The organism is Brevundimonas olei, assembly GCF_037055245.1.
Lineage (GTDB): Bacteria > Pseudomonadota > Alphaproteobacteria > Caulobacterales > Caulobacteraceae > Brevundimonas > Brevundimonas olei.
This window is the reverse complement of the sequence record NZ_CP146369.1, coordinates 702,015-719,401: the sequence shown is the minus strand read 5'-3', so window position 1 is coordinate 719,401 and position 17,387 is coordinate 702,015. Positions and strand designations below refer to the sequence as shown.

At 69.0% G+C, this 17,387-nt stretch carries 16 protein-coding genes; 13 read left to right on the top strand and 3 right to left on the bottom strand.

From position 1 onward, the window contains the following. Window positions 1–35 precede the first annotated feature (35 nt). The 3 genes from V8J38_RS03480 to V8J38_RS03470 form a co-directional block, all read right to left on the bottom strand. Window positions 36–2,303 (bottom strand): TonB-dependent siderophore receptor, encoded by a 2,268-nt coding sequence (locus V8J38_RS03480; RefSeq protein WP_338577914.1) that lies wholly within the window; start codon window positions 2,301–2,303, stop codon window positions 36–38. A 117-nt stretch (window positions 2,304–2,420) separates the two neighbouring features. Further along, a complete protein-coding gene (locus V8J38_RS03475; RefSeq protein WP_338577912.1) occupies window positions 2,421–3,629 on the bottom strand; it encodes an NAD(P)/FAD-dependent oxidoreductase in 1,209 nt (402 codons plus the stop codon). 105 nt (window positions 3,630–3,734) lie between these two features. Further along, window positions 3,735–4,823 carry an urea transporter gene (locus V8J38_RS03470; protein WP_338577911.1) on the bottom strand — a complete coding sequence of 363 codons (1,089 nt, stop codon included), beginning with the start codon at window positions 4,821–4,823 and terminating at the stop codon, window positions 3,735–3,737. Between the two features lie 57 nt (window positions 4,824–4,880). On the opposite strand from V8J38_RS03470, the gene V8J38_RS03465 reads away from it, so the two are divergent. From V8J38_RS03465 to V8J38_RS03405, 13 genes are all read left to right on the top strand, one after another. Beyond that, on the top strand, window positions 4,881–5,177 hold the full coding sequence (locus V8J38_RS03465; RefSeq protein ID WP_422388312.1) for a YerC/YecD family TrpR-related protein: 297 nt from the start codon (window positions 4,881–4,883) through the stop codon (window positions 5,175–5,177). A gap of 9 nt (window positions 5,178–5,186) precedes the next feature. After that, window positions 5,187–6,068, top strand: coding sequence for an ATP phosphoribosyltransferase (gene hisG / locus V8J38_RS03460; RefSeq protein WP_338577909.1), 882 nt, complete (start codon window positions 5,187–5,189; stop codon window positions 6,066–6,068). Next, window positions 6,068–7,375 (top strand): histidinol dehydrogenase, encoded by a 1,308-nt coding sequence (gene hisD / locus V8J38_RS03455; RefSeq protein WP_338577906.1) that lies wholly within the window; start codon window positions 6,068–6,070, stop codon window positions 7,373–7,375. Before hisG ends, hisD begins: the two co-directional genes overlap by 1 nt. A 181-nt stretch (window positions 7,376–7,556) precedes the next feature. Continuing rightward, window positions 7,557–8,990 carry an imidazoleglycerol-phosphate dehydratase HisB gene (gene hisB / locus V8J38_RS03450; protein ID WP_338577905.1) on the top strand — a complete coding sequence of 478 codons (1,434 nt, stop codon included), beginning with the start codon at window positions 7,557–7,559 and terminating at the stop codon, window positions 8,988–8,990. Next, the gene (gene hisH, locus V8J38_RS03445) at window positions 8,987–9,601 is read left to right on the top strand and encodes an imidazole glycerol phosphate synthase subunit HisH (protein ID WP_338577903.1); all 615 of its coding nucleotides are present in this window, start codon (window positions 8,987–8,989) and stop codon (window positions 9,599–9,601) included. The genes hisB and hisH overlap by 4 nt, the downstream gene beginning before the upstream one ends. After that, complete coding sequence (gene hisA, locus V8J38_RS03440; protein ID WP_338577901.1) at window positions 9,598–10,332, top strand: 1-(5-phosphoribosyl)-5-[(5-phosphoribosylamino)methylideneamino]imidazole-4-carboxamide isomerase; 735 nt, start codon at window positions 9,598–9,600, stop codon at window positions 10,330–10,332. The genes hisH and hisA overlap by 4 nt, the downstream gene beginning before the upstream one ends. Beyond that, window positions 10,329–11,096, top strand: coding sequence for an imidazole glycerol phosphate synthase subunit HisF (gene hisF, locus V8J38_RS03435; protein ID WP_338577899.1), 768 nt, complete (start codon window positions 10,329–10,331; stop codon window positions 11,094–11,096). The genes hisA and hisF overlap by 4 nt, the downstream gene beginning before the upstream one ends. 157 nt (window positions 11,097–11,253) lie before the next feature. After that, complete coding sequence (gene hisIE / locus V8J38_RS03430) at window positions 11,254–11,883, top strand: bifunctional phosphoribosyl-AMP cyclohydrolase/phosphoribosyl-ATP diphosphatase HisIE (RefSeq protein WP_338577898.1); 630 nt, start codon at window positions 11,254–11,256, stop codon at window positions 11,881–11,883. 46 nt (window positions 11,884–11,929) lie between these two features. After that, complete coding sequence (gene zwf, locus V8J38_RS03425; RefSeq protein WP_338577897.1) at window positions 11,930–13,384, top strand: glucose-6-phosphate dehydrogenase; 1,455 nt, start codon at window positions 11,930–11,932, stop codon at window positions 13,382–13,384. Then, complete coding sequence (gene pgl / locus V8J38_RS03420; RefSeq protein WP_338577895.1) at window positions 13,381–14,088, top strand: 6-phosphogluconolactonase; 708 nt, start codon at window positions 13,381–13,383, stop codon at window positions 14,086–14,088. The genes zwf and pgl overlap by 4 nt, the downstream gene beginning before the upstream one ends. Continuing rightward, window positions 14,088–15,977, top strand: coding sequence for a phosphogluconate dehydratase (gene edd, locus V8J38_RS03415; protein ID WP_338577894.1), 1,890 nt, complete (start codon window positions 14,088–14,090; stop codon window positions 15,975–15,977). The genes pgl and edd overlap by 1 nt, the downstream gene beginning before the upstream one ends. A gap of 30 nt (window positions 15,978–16,007) precedes the next feature. Further along, on the top strand, window positions 16,008–16,976 hold the full coding sequence (glk, locus tag V8J38_RS03410) for a glucokinase (protein WP_338577892.1): 969 nt from the start codon (window positions 16,008–16,010) through the stop codon (window positions 16,974–16,976). Window positions 16,977–17,050: 74 nt separating this feature from the next. Beyond that, window positions 17,051–17,353, top strand: a complete 303-nt coding sequence (locus V8J38_RS03405; RefSeq protein ID WP_338577891.1) for a hypothetical protein — start codon at window positions 17,051–17,053, stop codon at window positions 17,351–17,353. The last annotated feature ends 34 nt before the right edge of the window (window positions 17,354–17,387 follow it).

Here is a 17,387-nt window from a genome sequence, read left to right as displayed (position 1 = left end):
GACGGGGCCGACATGATGGCGCGAAACGCGACCTCTTAGTAGCGGACGTTCAGCGTCAGGATCGCCTGGCGCGCCGGGGCGACATCGGCGTGATGCACCCCGTTGGTGCGGATGATGTACTCCTCATCCCCGGCGTTCTGGACGTTCAGCTGCAGCGAGGCGCGGTCGTTGATGTCGTAGGAGGCGAACAGGTCGACGCGGGTGTATTCCGGCGCATAGACGCGGTTGCCGCCGCCGCCGGCCCCGCCCTGGTTCCCGCCCCAGGACTTGGAGACGTAATAGACGCCGCCGCCCAGGCTCAGCTTGGGCAGGACGCGATAGGTGGTGAACAGGCTGGCGCTGTGCTCGGGCGTATTGGCCAGCGGATCGCCCAGATTGATGCTGTTGTAGGCGCCGCGCACCAGCTCGGAGTCCATCCAGGTGTAGCCGCCGAACACCTGCCACTTGTCTGTGATGTTGCCCGACACGCCCAGCTCCACACCCTGGACCCTGGTCTCGCCCGCCTGTTCGAACAGGCCCGGCGCCACTTCGATGGCGGCGTCCTTGCGCGTCAGGTGGAACAGGGCGCCGCTGAGCGCCAGCCGGTCATCGAACAGATTGGCCTTGGCGCCGATTTCGAAGCTCTCGGTCTGCTCCGGATCCAGCACGGTGCTGGCCAGGTTGCCGCTGCCCACGCCGCCGACGCCGTTCTGATCGCCCGCCGAGATCGTGGGCGGCGTCGAAGCGGTCGAGAAGGAGGCGTAGACGCTGCTGTTCGCCGTCGGCTTGTAGACCACACCCAGCTGATAGTTGACGAAGTCCCAGTCCGCCTCGCGCATGATGGGCGCCGTGGCGCCGCGCGGCAGTTCCGTGCCCTCGACGTCATAGCGGTCGTAGCGCAGGCCCAGGTTCAGCTTCCACCGCTCGCCCAGGCTGACGGAATCAAAGGCGTAAAGCCCCAAGGCATCCGTGTCCGAATAGGTCTCCGGCCCGCGCGTGATCGTACCCGTCCACGGGTCGTTCGGGTTCGGCGCATAGACCTGGGTGCAGTCCAGTCCCGTCAGCGGCGCCGGACAGGCCGTGCCGGTCAGGGTGGTGACATTATAGGAGGCGTTACGGTTCTTCTCACGCGACAGCTCCAGGCCGACGTCGAAGTCATGCTTGATCGCGCCGGTCAGGAAGGAGCCGTGCAGGTCGGTGACGTTGGCCAGGGTCTCGGCCGGGTTCCAGCGCGACTTCAGACCCCGCTTCATCCACCAGACGCCGTTGATCTGCTCGGCCGCGCCGCCGTCGCCGGGGTTGGTGACGACATAGTCGTTCAGCGTCTGCGAGTAGCGGGTGACGTTGCGCAGAGCCAGGGTGTCGCTGAAGCGATGCTCGATCTCCAGCGTCAGGCTGTCGACCGTATTGTTCAGATAGTCGCGCGCCTTCAGGCCGTAGAAGCTGTCGTAGGGCACGTCCAGCACGCCCGAGGCGTCCGGACGCGGCGCCGTCGCCCCGCCCAGCTTGGTGTAGAGCGGGATGCCGTAGTCAGGCGTCTGATTGCTGTCGAGGTGGTAGTAGCTGGCGGTGACTGTCGTCGGCGTGCCCAGGCCCGCGGCGATCGAGGCGCCGACGCCCCACTTGTCGAAATCGGCCCCGTTGCGGCCCGGCACGTCGCCCTGCGAGGCCATGACGTTCAGGCGCATGGCGGCGGTCGGACCGACCTGCCAGTTGGCGTCCACCGTGCCGCGCAGATAGTCGTCCGTGCCGACGCCGGCCGAGCCATGGACGAAGTTGGTCAGACGCGGCGACTTGGAGCCCAGATTGATGCTGCCGCCGCCCGATCCCCGGCCCGAATAGACGGAATCGGCGCCCTTGATGACCTCGACCTGCTCCAGGTTGAAAACCTCGCGCTGCTGGCCGCCCGTGTCGCGGATGCCGTCGACGAAGATGTTGTTGCCCGAGGCCTGTCCCCGGATGAAGGGCCGATCCGCCAGGGGCTGACCGCCCTCGCCCGCGCCGAAGGTGATGCCCGGCGAGGTGCGCAGAATATCCTGCAAAGAGGTGGCGGCGGTCTGTTCGATGATCTGTTGCGGGATCACCGTCACGGTGCGCGGCGTATCGACCAGAGGCGTGACGAACTGCGGGTCCTTCGGCTCGCGCTTCACGCGATGGCCGTTCACATCCACCGTGCCCAGATTGGTGGCGTCCTGACTGACCACGCCGTCGGCGGGCGCGGCCTCATCGGCGACCGCAGCCATCGCCGGCGCCGCGCACAGCATCCCGGCGGCGCTGGACGCGAACAGGAGCGCCTTGAGGGCGGCGGAGCGAGTGTCGGACATGGGGAGGAACCGGTCAGTGATTGAGACCGGCTCGCATTAGCACCATTTCAAGGTGCGACAATCTGACTCCTGCGACTAAATCGCACTTGCGGGTCGGGTGTCACACAGAAGTCACACCTACCCCTTGGCCACCGCCTTGATCGACGTCGAGGGGTCGCCCAGCAGGGCGTCATCGACCGGCGTCCCCTTCCCGATCAGCAGTCGCCCGCCCATGAAGTCGGCCGGGGCGTTCACCGCCTCGACGCAGACGATGCGTTCGCCGCTGAGGTGGAAGACCGAGAAGGCGCCGCCGGCCGGATCGCCCCGCACCAGCTGGCGGTCGGCGTCGAAGGGCACGCCCGCGATCTGCAGCTTGACGTCGTACTGGTCGGACCAGAACCACGGCACTTCCGGCGCCGGGGCTGCGCGGCCGACGATGGCCGAGGCCGCCTGCTTGGCCTGTTCCAGGGCGTTGGGCACGCTCTCCAGCCGATGCATGACGCCGCCGTGGACCGGGATGGGCCGCCGCGTCACATCGCCGATCGCGTAGATGTTCGGGTCATTGGTGCGGGCCGCCGCATCGACGACCACGCCGTTGTCGCAGGCCAACCCCGCCGTTCGCGCCAGAGCCTCGCAGGCGAAGGCGCCGACGCCGATCAACACCGCGTCCGCCGCGATCAGTTCGCCGTCCGCCAGACGCACGCCCGCATCCTCGAACCCCGCGACCTCGACTCCGGTCAGAATCTCGACGCCGTGCTTTTTGTGCAGTTCGGTGAAGAAGGCCGACAGGGGCTGCGACGCCACGCGGGCCAGCACCCGGTCCATGCGCTCGATCACCACCGCCTCGGCGCCCAGCGCACGGGCCGAGGCCGCCGCCTCCAGACCCACATAGCCGCCGCCAACCACCGCCAGTCGCTTGCCGGGGGCGAGAACCGCCTTCAGCCGCTCTGCGTCCTCCAGGGTGCGAAGCTCCAGCAGGTCGGGCCGATCCGCGCCAGGGATGGCCAGTCTGCGCGCCATCGAGCCGGTGGCCAGGATCAGGGTGTCGTAAGCCTCGACCGTTCCATCGGCGAAGGTCACGGTCTTGGCGCCTGCGTCGATGGCGGTCGCCGTGACGCCGGTGCGCAGGGCGATGTTTTGCTCGGCGTAGAAGCTCTCTGGGCGCAGCAGCAGGTCTTCCAGACCCGCCTCCCCCTTCAGCCAGGCCTTGGACAGGGGCGGTCGCTGATAGGGCGGCGCCGTCTCCTGCCCGGCCAGGACGATCTCGCCCTCGAACCCATACTGCCTCAGCAGCGCCGCCGCCGAGCCCCCCGCGTGTCCCGCGCCTATGATCAGAACCTTGCTCATGGCGGACAGATAGGGCGACGAGCGGCGAGTGGCGAGTGGCGAGATGCGCCTTTTCCCGATCGCCGGCAGACGGCGAGGGCAGCCAAGGGCCGGGAGTTGTTCGCGTCAGCCTGTCTCCACCACGCCGACGCGAGGAAACAGGGACGCCGCCATCACGAAAACCCAGACGACCAGAACGAACGGCAGCGTCATGGCCGGCATGCCGATGGGTTCCAGGGCCGCAGACACGGCAGCGAAGACCACCGCTGCGGCTATGGTCGCCAAGCCGGCATAGACCAGGGAGAAAACGCCGGGACGGAGGAAGACGCTCGCCAAGGCGATAGCCGTCAGAACACTATTGAAGCCAAAGGCGCCCGAACGAATGGCCGGCTCGGCCGCCCCCATCCCCCAGGCCCCCAGCAGGCCGATCAGCGAACCGCCCAGCGCCGCCGCGGCCGCGGGGCGCGAACTGATCAACAGGCCGACGACAAACAGACCGCCTGTGATCGGACTGGCCTGAAAGAAGACCTGGGCGACGCCGCTGAAGAGGCCCTCGATCAACGTCGATCCGTTCACCACGCCTTCGACCGTCACCGCGTGCGGCAAGCCAGCCGTCGGCAACATGTCCGTGGACTGCAATCGTCCAAAACGCGCCGTCGCCAGAAAGACGCACAGGGTGGTGAAGACAAAGGGCGCTGTCAGCACCGGCATCTTCCACTGGCTGAACAGATTGAGCATGGCCGCCATCACGACGCTGGAACAGGCGGCCGCGAAAACCACGCAGACCCATGTCAGCGCCCCAGGCTGCAAAAAGTAAAGCAGGCCGACAGCGACCAGGGCTCCATTAAAGCCAAACAGGCCAGCGCGCAGCCGCGCGGGGTCAGCCCCGAAAATCCAGGCGATAGCCGTGCTCGTCGTCGCCCCGACCAAGACACCGGCGCCGAACAGCGCGGAATTGTAGAAGACGCCGGCCAGAAACAGCAGGCCCGCATAGGTGTTGTTCTGGAGCATGACCTGGCCGACGCCGCGCAACACAGCGTCGATGAAGCCCAGCACGACAGCAGCGGGCCGGCGATCATCGAACAACATGCCCGTAAGGCCGAACCGAACACCCAGCATGATCCACCCCGCTATCCCGAGAATCCCGCATCCATAGCCCATCGCCTCCCGGGACGCCCGCCCTGCATGTCCACCGCCAAGCTTCTCCGCCCACATTGCCGCGCAGAGCCAGACATGACGAAGGGCCCTTGACCGTTCCATTGTTACAGCATAATGGAACAAGCCATGAGCACCGACGCCGCCAAGATCGCCCTGCTGGACGCCCTGCTCTCGCTGAAAACGCGGGACGAGGCGGACGCCTTTCTGGCCGACCTGTGCACCCCGGCCGAGATGCGCGCCATGGCCGAGCGGTGGCAAGTGGCGCGGATGCTGGACGCCGGGGACAGGACCTATCGCGAGATCGCCGCCGAGGCCCCGGCCAGCCCGACCACCGTCGTGCGCGTCGCGCGCTCCCTGAAGGACATGCCGCACCAGGGCTATCGGCTGGTGCTGGACAGACTGAAAGCCTGAGTTGACATCATGAGCACGGTTCAGGGGCGGCTGCGCATCGCCGTCCAGAAATCCGGCCGTCTGGCCGAGCGCAGCCTCGATCTGGTCCGCGATGCGGGCCTGCGCGTGGTCAAGGGCAACAACGACCTGCTGTACCGGATCGAGAACTATCCGATCGACCTGTTGCGGGTGCGCGACGACGACATTCCGACCTTCGTGGCGGACGGGGTCTGCGATCTGGGCATCGTCGGCGAGAATGTGCTGGAAGAGGTGAAGAACGGCGGGCCGAACGCGCAGGTCGTCATGCCGCTGGGCTTCGGCCGCTGCACGCTGAAGATCGCGACGCCGCCGGGGCTGGACTACGCCGGGCCGTCGTCGTTGCAGGGCTTAAGGATCGCGACCTCCTACCCCAGGATCCTGCGTCGCTTTCTGGATGAGGCGGGCGTCGACGCGGACATCGTCACCATGCGCGGCGCGGTCGAGGTGGCCCCCCGCCTGAAGCTGGCCGCCGCCATCTGTGATCTGGTCTCGACCGGGGCGACGCTGGAGGCCAACGGCCTGAGCGCGCGCGAGACGGTGCTGGACAGTCAGGCGGTGCTGATCAAGGCGCCGACGCCGCCCGAGGCCGGGCTCCAACACCTGCTGGACTCCATCGTCGAGCGGATGGCGGGCGTGGTGTCCTCGCAAGGGGCCAAATACGTGATGCTGAACGCGCCGCGCGCGGCGTTGGACCGGATCACCGCCCTGTTGCCCGGCGCCGGATCGCCGACCGTCATGCCCCTGTCGGGGCGCGACGACGCCGTCGCCGTCCACGCCGTCTGTCAGGAGGCGGTCTTCTGGGAGACGCTGGAGAAGCTGAAGGCCGAAGGGGCGTCGGCCATACTGGTCCTGCCCATCGAGAAGATGATGTGATGAAGCGTATCGACTGGAACCTGCTGGACGCCGCCGGGCGCAAGGCCGCGCTGGCCCGCCCGCAGCGTCGCACCGAGGGCTTCGTCACCAGCGTGGCGCGCGAAATCTTCGACGACGTGCAGGCGCGCGGCGGCGAGGCCGTGACCGACTGGGCGACGCGTCTGGACGGCGCCCCGCCGCGCCGCATTGAGATCACCGAGGCGGCCGCCGCGAAGGCCCGCCGCGACCTGCCGCCCGCCGCCGCCCGCGCCTTACGCGTCGCCGCCGACAATGTGCGCGTCTTCCATCAGGCGACCCGGCCCGAGGACACGCCCTTCATCGAAACGACGCCGGGCGTGAAGTCGAAACTGGTCTGGAGGCCCATCGGCTCGGCCGGGCTTTATGCGCCGGGCGGGACGGCGCCGCTGTTTTCATCGCTGCTGATGCTGGCCATTCCGGCGGGCGTGGCCGGGGTCGGGCGGCGCGTCGCCGTGACGCCGCCGTCCAAGGACGGCTCGGTCCACCCCGCCATGATCGCCGCCGCCGCCGAGGCGGGGCTGGACGAACTGTGGCTGCTGGGCGGGGCGCAGGCCATCGCCGCCCTGACCTTCGGCGTCGAGCTGGAAGACGGCGTCATCGCCCCTGTCGACAAGCTGTTCGGGCCCGGCAACGCCTATGTGGCCGAAGCCAAACGCTATGCCGCCGCCCTGCCCGGCGGCCCGGCCTGCGACCTGCCTGCGGGGCCGTCGGAGTTGCTGGTCATCGCCGACCGCGACGCCGATTTCGAGATCGTCGCGGCGGACCTGCTGAGTCAGGCCGAGCATGACGCCGATGCGCAGGTCATCCTCGTGTCCGACAGCGGCACGGCCCTGAGCGAGATCATCGCCGAGGTCGAGCGTCAGGTCGAAAGCCTGCCCCGCGCCGCCATCGCCCGCGCGTCGCTGGCCGAGGCTCGCGCCATTCGCGTGCGCGACATGGCCGAGGCGTGCGAGGTGGCGAACCTCTATGGTCCCGAACACCTATCGATCCAGACGCAGGAGGCCGAACGGCTGGTCGAGCGGATCAGCGCGGCCGGGGCGGTTTTCGTCGGGCGCTGGGCGGCGGAGACGCTAGGCGACTATGCGGCGGGGCCCAGCCACGTCCTGCCGACCGACGGCGCGGCGCGGACGCTGGGCGGCGTGACCACCGCCAGCTTCATGACCACCATGTCGGTGCAAACCGTCAGCGAACAGGGCGCCGCCGCCCTGGCCCCCGTCGCCGCTGCACTGGCCCGGCTGGAGGGGCTGGAGGCCCACGCCAGAGCCGCCGATCTGAGGAGCGCGGGATGACCAACAACCTCTTCCTTCTCCCCTTGAGGGAGAAGGTGGGCGCCGGAGGCGCTCGGATGAGGGGTGTGCTTGCCTCGCCCTCATCCGTCGTGTGTGTAGACGCAGCCCCCTCATCCGACCTGCTCCGCAGGCCACCTTCTCCCACGAGGGGAGAAGGACAATACGGCGAGGGAGAAGGGTCGTGAGCCTGCCCGCCCCCTATCCGCCGTTGGTGTCGGGCGGCGACGGTCTGGAGCGCTATCCGGCCGAGCCGACCGCGCTGGCGGCTCGCATGGCCGCCCTCTATGGCGTCGGCGCCGATCAGGTGCTGCCGACGCGTGGACTGACGCACGGGCTGGAGCTGGTCTGGCGCCTGACCGCGCGCGACGGGCTGAAGGTGCAGGCGCCCGACGCCGCGCCCTATACGCAACTGGCCGCCCTCTACGCCCGACCGGCCGACGGCGCCGAGACCGCCGCCGTGGTCGTCCGCGCCCTCGGCTCGCCCGAGGCCGTGGCCGAGATGGCCGCGCGCGTCGCCCCCGCCCTGCTGGTTGTGGACGAGGGACTGGTCGAGTTCGCCGAGGCACCCTCGGCCGCGAGCCTGGTGAAGGACCACGCCAACCTGATCGTGCTGCGCAGCCTGTCGCTGGCTTATGGGCTGGCCGGGGCGCGGGTCGGGGCGGCGGTCGCGCAAGAGGAGACGCTGGCGCGGCTGGCCGGCGTGCTGGAGCCCTACGCCCTGCCCGAGGTCTCGGTGCGGCTGGCGATGCAGGCGCTGGACCCGTCGCGGATGATGGAGACGGCCGAACGCATCAGCGGCGTGCGCCGCGAGCGCGCCCGCGTCGTCGAGGCCCTGTCGCGCATCATGGCGCTGGAGGCCGGGGTGGGGCCGGTGATCATCGCCAGACCCTCCGACCCGGCGGGCGCGATTGAGGCCCTGCGCCGCTATGGTTTGAGCGCCGATCCGGCGGGCGAGCGGCTGCGTTTGCCTGTCTCGCTGAAGCTCGAGGTCAACGACCGCCTGCTGGCCGCCCTGGGCGCCGCCGGCCCCGGCGTGCGCCGCAATCGCATCGGTCAGGCCATCCGCGACACCAAGGAGACCCGCATCGTCTGCGCCGTCGATCTGGACAGCGCCGGGCCGGTGAAGATCGAGACCGGCGTCGGCTTCTTCGACCACATGATCGAACAGGTGGCGGCGCACGGCGGATTCTCCATCCGCCTGGCGTGCGAAGGCGATCTGCACATCGACCCGCACCACACGATCGAGGATTGCGCCATTGCTCTGGGCCAGGCGTTGAAACAGGCGCTGGGCGAGCGGCGCGGCATCGGCCGCTACGGCTTCGTCCTGCCGATGGACGAGGCGGAAGCGTCCGTCTCCATCGACCTGTCGGGGCGGCCCTATCCGGTGTTCGAAGGGACCTTCGCCACGCCGATGCTGGGCGATTACCGCACCGATCTGACGGCGCACGTCGTGCGGTCGCTGGCCGAGAATCTGGGCGCGGCGGTCCACGTCCGCGTCACCGGCGACGACGATCACCACAAGACCGAGGCCGTGTTCAAGGCGCTGGGCCGCGCCCTGCGTCAGGCCATCCGCGTCGAGGGCGACGTGGTGCCCAGCACCAAGGGGGTGCTGTGAACGTCACCCTGATCGGTTACGGCTCAGGCAATGTCGCTTCAGTGCGGTTCGCGCTGGAGCGGCTGGGCGCGCGCGTGCGGATCACCGACGACCCGGCCGATGTGGACGAGGCCGAGCGGATCATCCTGCCCGGCGTCGGTGCGGCCGGCTACGCCATGCAGCGACTGAAGGCGCTGGACCTGATCGAACCGCTGCGCCGGTTTCAACGCCCCTTGCTGGGCGTCTGTCTGGGCCAGCAGCTGCTGTTCGACGCCAGCGCAGAGGACGAGGATGCTGAGAATGGGGGCGCCGACCTTCTGGGCCTGATCCCCGGCCGGGTCGAAGCCATCCTTCCCGCCCCTTCACGCCCCTCGCCGCACATGGGGTGGAGCCGTCTGACGACCCGTCGCGACGACCCGCTGCTGGACGGCGTGAAAGACGGCGACTGGGCCTATTTCGTCCACGGCTTCGTCTGCCCAGACGGTCCGGCGACCCTCGCCGCCGCCGACTACGGCGTCGCCGTGCCCGCCATGGTCAACAGCGCCAATCGCTGGGGCTGCCAGTTCCACCCGGAACGCTCGGCCGCGCTCGGCGCGCGTATTCTGAAGAACTTCCTGGAGCTGCCCGCGTGATCATCTATCCCGCCATTGACCTGATCGACGGCCATGCGGTTCGCCTGCTGCACGGCGATTTCAATCACGTGACCCGCTACGACTCCCATCCCGCCAACCGGCTGGCGGCCTTCACCGCCGAGGGGGCCGAGTGGATCCACGTCATCGACCTGGACGGGGCGCAGGCGGGCGAGGCGCGTCAGTATGCGCTGATCGGCGACATGGCCCAGGCCGTGGATATCAAGGTCCAGTCGGGCGGCGGCGTCCGCTCGGGAAAGGATATCGAGCACCTGCTGGGGGCCGGGATCAGCCGCGTCGTCATCGGCTCGCTGGCCGTCACCGATACGGATCAGGTGCTGAAATGGCTGGAGCAGTTCGGCCCCGAAGCCATCGCCCTGGCCCTGGACGTCCGCTACGAGAACGGCCTGCCCGTGCCCGCCCTGAAGGGCTGGACCCAGTCGTCGGGCGTGGATCTGTGGAGCGTGCTGGAGCGCTATCCGGTCGGGATGCTGCGCCATATCCTGATCACGGACGTCGGTCGCGACGGCGCCCTGACCGGCCTGAATCAAGAGCTGCTCTCCGAGGCCGTTCGCCGTCGGCCTGAGCTGGAGATCCAGGCCTCGGGCGGGGTGGCCGATCTGGACGACCTGATCGCCGCCAAGGCGATTGGCTGCGCCGGCGCCATCACCGGCCGCGCCCTCTATACCGGCCGTTTCACTGTAGCCGAGGCGCTGAAAGCCGTCGCCCCATGACGGCGAGACGCATCATCCCCTGCCTCGACGTCAAGGACGGCCGCGTGGTCAAGGGCGTGCGGTTCGAGGGACACGTCGACATGGGCGACGCCGCTGAACTGGCCGCGCGCTATCGCGATCAGGGGGCCGACGAACTTGTCTTCTATGACATCACGGCCAGCCCCGAGGGGCGGACGCTGGATTACGGCTGGGTGCAGGACATCGCCCGGCTGCTGGACATTCCCTTCTGCGTCGCGGGCGGCATCCGCACGGTGGAGCAGGCGGCGCGCTGCCTCGATCACGGGGCGGACAAGGTGTCGATCAACTCGCCCGCCCTGGAGCGACCCGAACTGATCGGCGAGCTGGCCGCGCGGCTGGGGCGTCAGTGCGTCGTCGTCGGCGTCGACAGCGCCTTTCAGGACGGCGAATGGCGGGTGCACAAATACACCGGCGATCCGGACGCCCGGCGCGGCGCGGGGCGGCTGACGATGGAGTGGATCGTCGAGGCGCAAGAACTGGGCGCCGGAGAAATCGTGCTGAACTGCATCGACCAGGACGGGGTGCGGAAGGGGTATGACGTGGGCCAACTGGCCGAGGCGAGGCGGCGTTTGACCATTCCGCTGGTGGCGTCCGGCGGGGCGGGCGCGGTGGAGCATTTCCGCGATGTGTTCGTGGAGGCGGATGTGTCGGGCGCGTTGGCGGCCAGCGTGTTTCACTCAGGCGCGATCACAGTGCCGGAGTTGAAACGTTATCTGGATCAGCAGGGCGTGGAGGTGAGGATATGACGATCATCGGTTTCCTTCTCCCCTCGTGGGAGAAGGTGGGCGCCGGAGGCGCTCGGATGAGGGGGCTGTGGCCCCAAGCGCGAGGATCGAGGGCGGGGCTGGCCTCCCCCTCATCCGTCTCGCTCCGCGAGCCACCTTCTCCCACCAGGGGAGAAGGATGATGGACCTCGACCTTCAATCCATCGACTTCGCCAAAGGAAACGGCCTGATCCCCGCCGTGGTGCAGGACGCCGACACCCTGCAGGTGCTGACCCTCGCCTATATGGACGAGGCGGCGCTGCGCGAGACGCTGGACAGCGGGCAGGCGACCTTCTTCTCGCGCTCGCGCGGCGGGCGGTGGTGCAAGGGCGAAACGTCGGGGGATTTCCTCAACGTCGTCTCGGTGACGCCCGACTGCGACGGCGACGCCGTGGTGGTGAAGGTGCGCCCGGTCGGCAACGCCTGCCACCTGAACCGCATCAGCTGCTTCGGCGAGGAGGACGCGCCGGGGCTCGGCCGCGTCGGCCGGCTGGAGCGCACCATCCATGTCCGCGCCCAGGCCGATCCCAACGACAGCTGGACCGCGCGCCTGATCGCCCAGGGCCCCAAACGCGCCGCGCAAAAGGTCGGCGAAGAGGGGGTCGAAACGGCGCTGGCCGGGGCGGCGGGAGATAATACGGAACTCGCCAGCGAGGCGGCGGATTTGATCTATCACCTGCTGGTGCTTCTGCACGCCCGTCACATGGTGTTTCAGGACGTGCTGGATGTCTTGGCCCGGCGGGCGGAACCGGCCAATCACTCTGGCTGACTACGGTCTCGCTTGGCGGGCCGATCTTCTGCGAGGGAGGCCCTAGATGGCGGCTTTGATCCTGTTCGGCGGCGGCGGCGACCTCGCCATGCGGATGCTTTTGCCGTCGCTCTACTTCCTGGATCATGACGGCCTTCTGCCCCAGGGGCTCAAGATCATCGGCGCCGCCCGGTCGCAAGAGACGGTCGAGGACTACATCGCCAAGGTGCGCCAGGCGGTGCAGCCCCGCGCCGAGGCCGACGACGCCTGGGACGAGGCCAGCTGGGCGCGCCTGGCCGCCCGGCTCGACTACCTGGCGGTGGACGCCACCGACGCCGAGAGCCTGCGCGCGTTGAAGGCCCGGTCCGGCGAAGGCGACACCGTCTCCTTCCTGGCGGTGTCGCCCTCGCTCTACGGCCGCATCGTCACAGCCATGAAGGCGGCCGGCCTGGCCGAGAAGAACGATCGCATCGTGCTGGAGAAGCCGGTCGGCCGTGACCTGGAGAGCTTTCTCGAAATCGACGACGCCGTGGCCCACGCCTTCGACGAGCGACAGGTGTTCCGCATCGACCACTACCTGGGCAAGGAGACGGTGCAGAACCTGATCGCCCTGCGCTTCGGCAACGCCATCTTCGAACCGCTGTGGAACAATCTGACCATCGATCATGTGCAGATCACGGTCGGAGAGACGGTCGGCGTCGGCGACCGCTGGCCCTATTACGACGAATACGGCGCGCTGCGGGACATGGTGCAGAACCATATGCTGCAACTGCTGTGCCTCGTGGCGATGGAGCCGCCCAGCGACCTGGACCCGGATTCGGTGCGCAACGAAAAGGTGAAGGTGCTGCGCTCCCTGCGCCCCGTCACCGCCGAGGACGCCGAACGCGTCACCGTGCGCGGCCAGTATGTGGAAGGCGCGGTCGAGGGCCGCACCGTCGACAGCTATGAGACCGAGCGCGGCCAGCCGTCGGACACGGAGACCTTCGTCGCCATCCGGGCCGATATCGACAACTGGCGCTGGGCGGGGGTGCCCTTCTTCATGCGCACCGGCAAGCGGCTTCCAGAGAAGCGCACCGAGATCGTCATCCAGTTCAAGCCGGTGCCCCACTCCATCTTCGGCCACGGCGAGCGCGGGGCCATCTACGACAACCGCCTGGTCATCGAGCTTCAGCCCGATGAGGACATCTCCCTGTCGGTCATGAACAAGAAGCCGGGGCTGGAGCAGAGGATGCAGCTTCAGCCGATCCAGATGAGTCTGTCGTGGGGGCAGGACGGCAAGGACGCCGCGCCGCCGCGCCGCCGCATCGCCTATGAACGGTTGCTGTTGGACGCCCTGCACGGCGACTCCACCCTGTTCGTGCGCCGAGACGAGGCGGAACAGGCCTGGAAATGGATCGATGAGGTAGCCGACGCCTGGGCCTGCCGCGAGTGCCGGCCGCTGGACTATGACGCCGGGACCTGGGGGCCGGAGGCGGCCGACCTGCTGCTGTCGCGCACGGGTCGGAAGTGGAACGCGCGATGATCGCGAGCCAGACCTTTCCCACCCGCGACGCCTGGGCCGAAGCTGCAGCGAACGCGCTGGCCGAGGCGTTGGCGGACGCCCTGGCTGCAGGCGGACGCGCCCTGTTCGCCGGATCGGGCGGATCGACGCCCTCGCCCATCTACGCGCGGTTGTCTGAGGCCGACCTCGACTGGGCCGGGGTTACGGCGACCCTGGTTGACGAGCGCTATGTGCCCGAAACCTCGCCTGACTCGAATGCGGCCTTGCTGAAGCGCACCCTGTTGACCGGCCGGGCCGCCGCCGCGCGCTTCACACCCCTCTACAGCCCCGCCGTGACGGTGGATCGCGCCGCCGCAATCGCCTCTCAGGCGCTGGCCGCCGAGGGCCGCCCGCTGGACGCCGTTCTGCTGGGCATGGGGGAGGACGGACACATCTGCTCCATGTTCCCCGGCAGTCCGACGCTGACGACCCTGCTGACGCCGGGCCTGAAGCCGGCCATCCACGGCGTGCCCGCCGGACGTGACGGCGCGGCGCCGCCGCAGGAGCGGCTGACGCTCAACCTGCCCTGGCTGGTCTCGGCCCGACGCCTGGTGCTGGCTCTGACCGGAGCCGGCAAGCGCGCCGTATTCGAGCGCGAGGCGGCAGGCGATCCCGCCGTAAACCCCATCGCCGCCCTGATCGCGGCGAACGCCCCCCTTGAAGTGTTCTGGACGGAGGCCGAGTGATGGCGCTCAATCCTGTGGTGGCCGAGGTCACCGCCCGCATCGTCGAACGCAGCCGCAAAACCCGCGCCGACTATCTGCGCCGCATGGACGCGACGACGGGATCGGGGCCGGGGCGGGGCAAGCTGTCCTGCGCCAACTGGGCCCACGCTTTTGCGGGTCAGACCGTGGCCGACAAGCTGACGGCCATGACCGGGGCCCAGCCCAACCTCGGCGTCGTCACCGCCTATAACGACATGCTGTCGGCGCATCAGCCGTTCGAGCGCTTTCCGGAGGTTATCCGTCAGGCCGCGCGCGAGATCGGCGCCACGGCCCAGGTGGCGGGCGGAACCCCGGCCATGTGCGACGGCGTCACGCAAGGGCGGCCCGGCATGGAGCTGAGCCTGTTCAGCCGCGACGTCATCGCCATGTCGACGGGGGTGGCCCTGACCCACGATGCGTTCGACGCCGCCCTGATGCTGGGCGTGTGCGACAAGATCGTGCCGGGGCTGTTCATGGGCGCCCTGGCCTTCGGCCATCTGCCGGTGGTCTTCGCCCCGGCCGGGCCGATGCCCAGCGGCCTGCCCAACGCCGAGAAGGCCCGCGTCCGCGCCGAATACGCCCAAGGCCTGATCGACCGCGCCGAACTGCTGAAGAGCGAGATCGCCTCCTATCATTCGCCCGGCACCTGCACCTTCTACGGCACGGCCAACTCCAACCAGATGATGATGGAGGTCGCCGGGCTGCACATGCCCTCGACCGCCTTCGTGCATCCCGACACGGGGCTGCGCGACGCCCTGACGGCGGCGGCTGCCCAGCGGGCCGTCGAACTGGCGCGCGAGGGGCGCGGGCGCATGGCCGACGTCGTGTCGGAGAAGACCATCGTCAACATGATCGTCGCCCTGCTGGCCACCGGCGGCTCGACCAACCACGCCATCCATCTGGTCGCCATGGCCCGGGCCGCGGGGGTGCTGATCGACTGGACCGACATGGACCAGTTGTCGTCGGTGACGCCGTTGCTGGCGCGGGTCTATCCCAACGGTTCGGCCGACGTGAACGCCTTCCAGGCGGCGGGCGGCGTGGCCTTCGTCACCCGCGAACTGGTCCAGGCCGGGAACCTGCATCCCGACGTGACGACCATCATGGGCCATGGGCTCGAGCCGTACTTCAAGGAGCCTCGGCTGGAGGACGGCGAACTGGTCTGGCGCGATACGGTGAAGGAGAGTCTAGACCTGGCCATCCTGCGCCCCGCCTCCGACCCGTTCGACCGGGAGGGGGGCCTGCGGCTGGTGCAAGGCGATCTGGGAAGGGCGGTGATCAAGGTCTCGGCGGTCAAGCCCGAGAACCGCATCGTCGAGGCCCCCGCCGCCGTGTTCGAGACCCAGGAAGACGCCTTGCAGGCCTTCAAGGACGGCAGGCTGAATCGCGACGTGGTGCTGGTGCTGCGCTTCCAGGGCCCCAAGGCCAACGGCATGCCGGAACTGCACAGCCTGTCGCCGGCCCTGTCTGTGCTGCAGGACAAGGGCTTCAAGGTCGCCTTCGTCACCGACGGCCGCATGTCGGGCGCCAGCGGCAAGACGCCCGCCGCCATCCACGTCAGCCCCGAGGCGCTGGCGGGCGGGCCGCTGGCCCATGTGCGCGACGGCGACGTGATCCGGCTGGACCCCGAGGCGGGGGTGCTGACCACGGTGGGGATCGAGGATCTGGACGCACGCCCGGCGGCGAAGCGCTCGCGCGCCCATGCCGAAGGCTCGTCCTGGGGTTATGGTCGTGAACTGTTCGGCGCCTTCCGTCAGACGGTGTCAACGGCCGAGGAAGGCGCCAGCGTCTGCTTCGCCTCGCCCATCGGCGCCAACGGCCATGACGACGGCCCGCCCGATCCGAACCTGGTCGATCGCGCCGTGGACGCCTGAACCCCCAGGAGAACCCGCGAAGGAGAAAGCATGAGGGACGCGACCCTATTGGTAGGCGACGTCGGCGGAACCAACGCCCGCTTCGCCCTGGCCGGCATGGTCGACGGCCATCCTCGGCTCGAGCATTTCGACAGCTTCCCGGCCGAGACCTATCCGACCTTTGTCCAGGGGGTGCAGGCCTACCTCGACGACTGCGCGACCAAGCCCGCAGGCGGGGTCATCGCCGTGGCCGGGCCGGTCACGGACGGCGCCATCGACCTGACCAACTCGCCCTGGCGTCTGTCGGAGAAGGAGCTCCAGTCGCTGGGCCTCAATCCGGCCCGGCTGATCAACGACTTCGAGGCCTTGGCCTGGGGCGCGCCGATCGTGCCGGCTGACCAGCTGGCGCCCCTGGGCGGGCCGACCGAAGGCGATCCGCACGCCGCCATCGCCGTGCTGGGTCCCGGCACGGGCTTCGGCATGTCCGCCCTGGCGCGCGACGCCCACGGGCGCGAGATGGCCCTGCCCAGCGAAGGCGGCCACGCCTGTTTCGCTCCCGGCGACGAGGTGGAGGACGAGGTGCTCCGCATCCTGCGCCGCCGCTACGACCGCGTGTCCATCGAACGATTGATCTGCGGACCGGGCCTGCTGAACCTGCATCGCGCCCTGGCCGAGATCGACGGCCGCGAGAGCCATATCGACGACCCCGCCCAGATCACGACCCAGGCGCTGGACGATCCGAACAGTTCCTGCGGCGCCACCCTGGCCCGCTTCTGCGCCATGCTGGGCGCCGTGGCTGGAGACATCGCTCTGACCACCGGCGCGCGCGGCGGGGTCTATATCGCCGGCGGCATCGTCCCGCGCATCCTGCCCTTCATCCAGGCCAGCCCCTTCCGCCGGCGGTTCGAGCGCAAGGGCCGTTTTCAGGACTATATGGCGGCCATCCCCACCAAGGTGATCCTGCATGAACACGCCGCCCTTTTGGGCGCGGCGCGCGTGGCCTTCGCCGAAGCAGGCTGAAAAACGTGATCACAGAGGCGTGAACCGATTGTGAGCCTGCGAGTTTCCAAGGCTCAACCATCTGGAGCACAACCATGCGCAAACTCGTTCTCGCCGCTGTTTCCGTCGCCGCCATGACCGGCCTGGCCGCCTGCCAGAACCCGGCCGAGAAGGAAGCGGACGCTCGCGCCGACGCCGTGGAAGCGGAAGCCGACGTCACCGCCACGCAGCTTGAGAACCAGGCCGACGTCGCCCCGACCGACGCACAGGCCGACGCCCTCAACGCCCAGGCCGACGCCGTGCAGAAGAAGGCCGACGAGAAGGCTGACGCCATCAAGGCCGAGGCCGGCAACCTGGACGGCGGCATGACCACCTCGAACACCCCGCCGAAGTCCTAAACAGGACCTCGCACAGAACAAGGGCCCCGTCGTG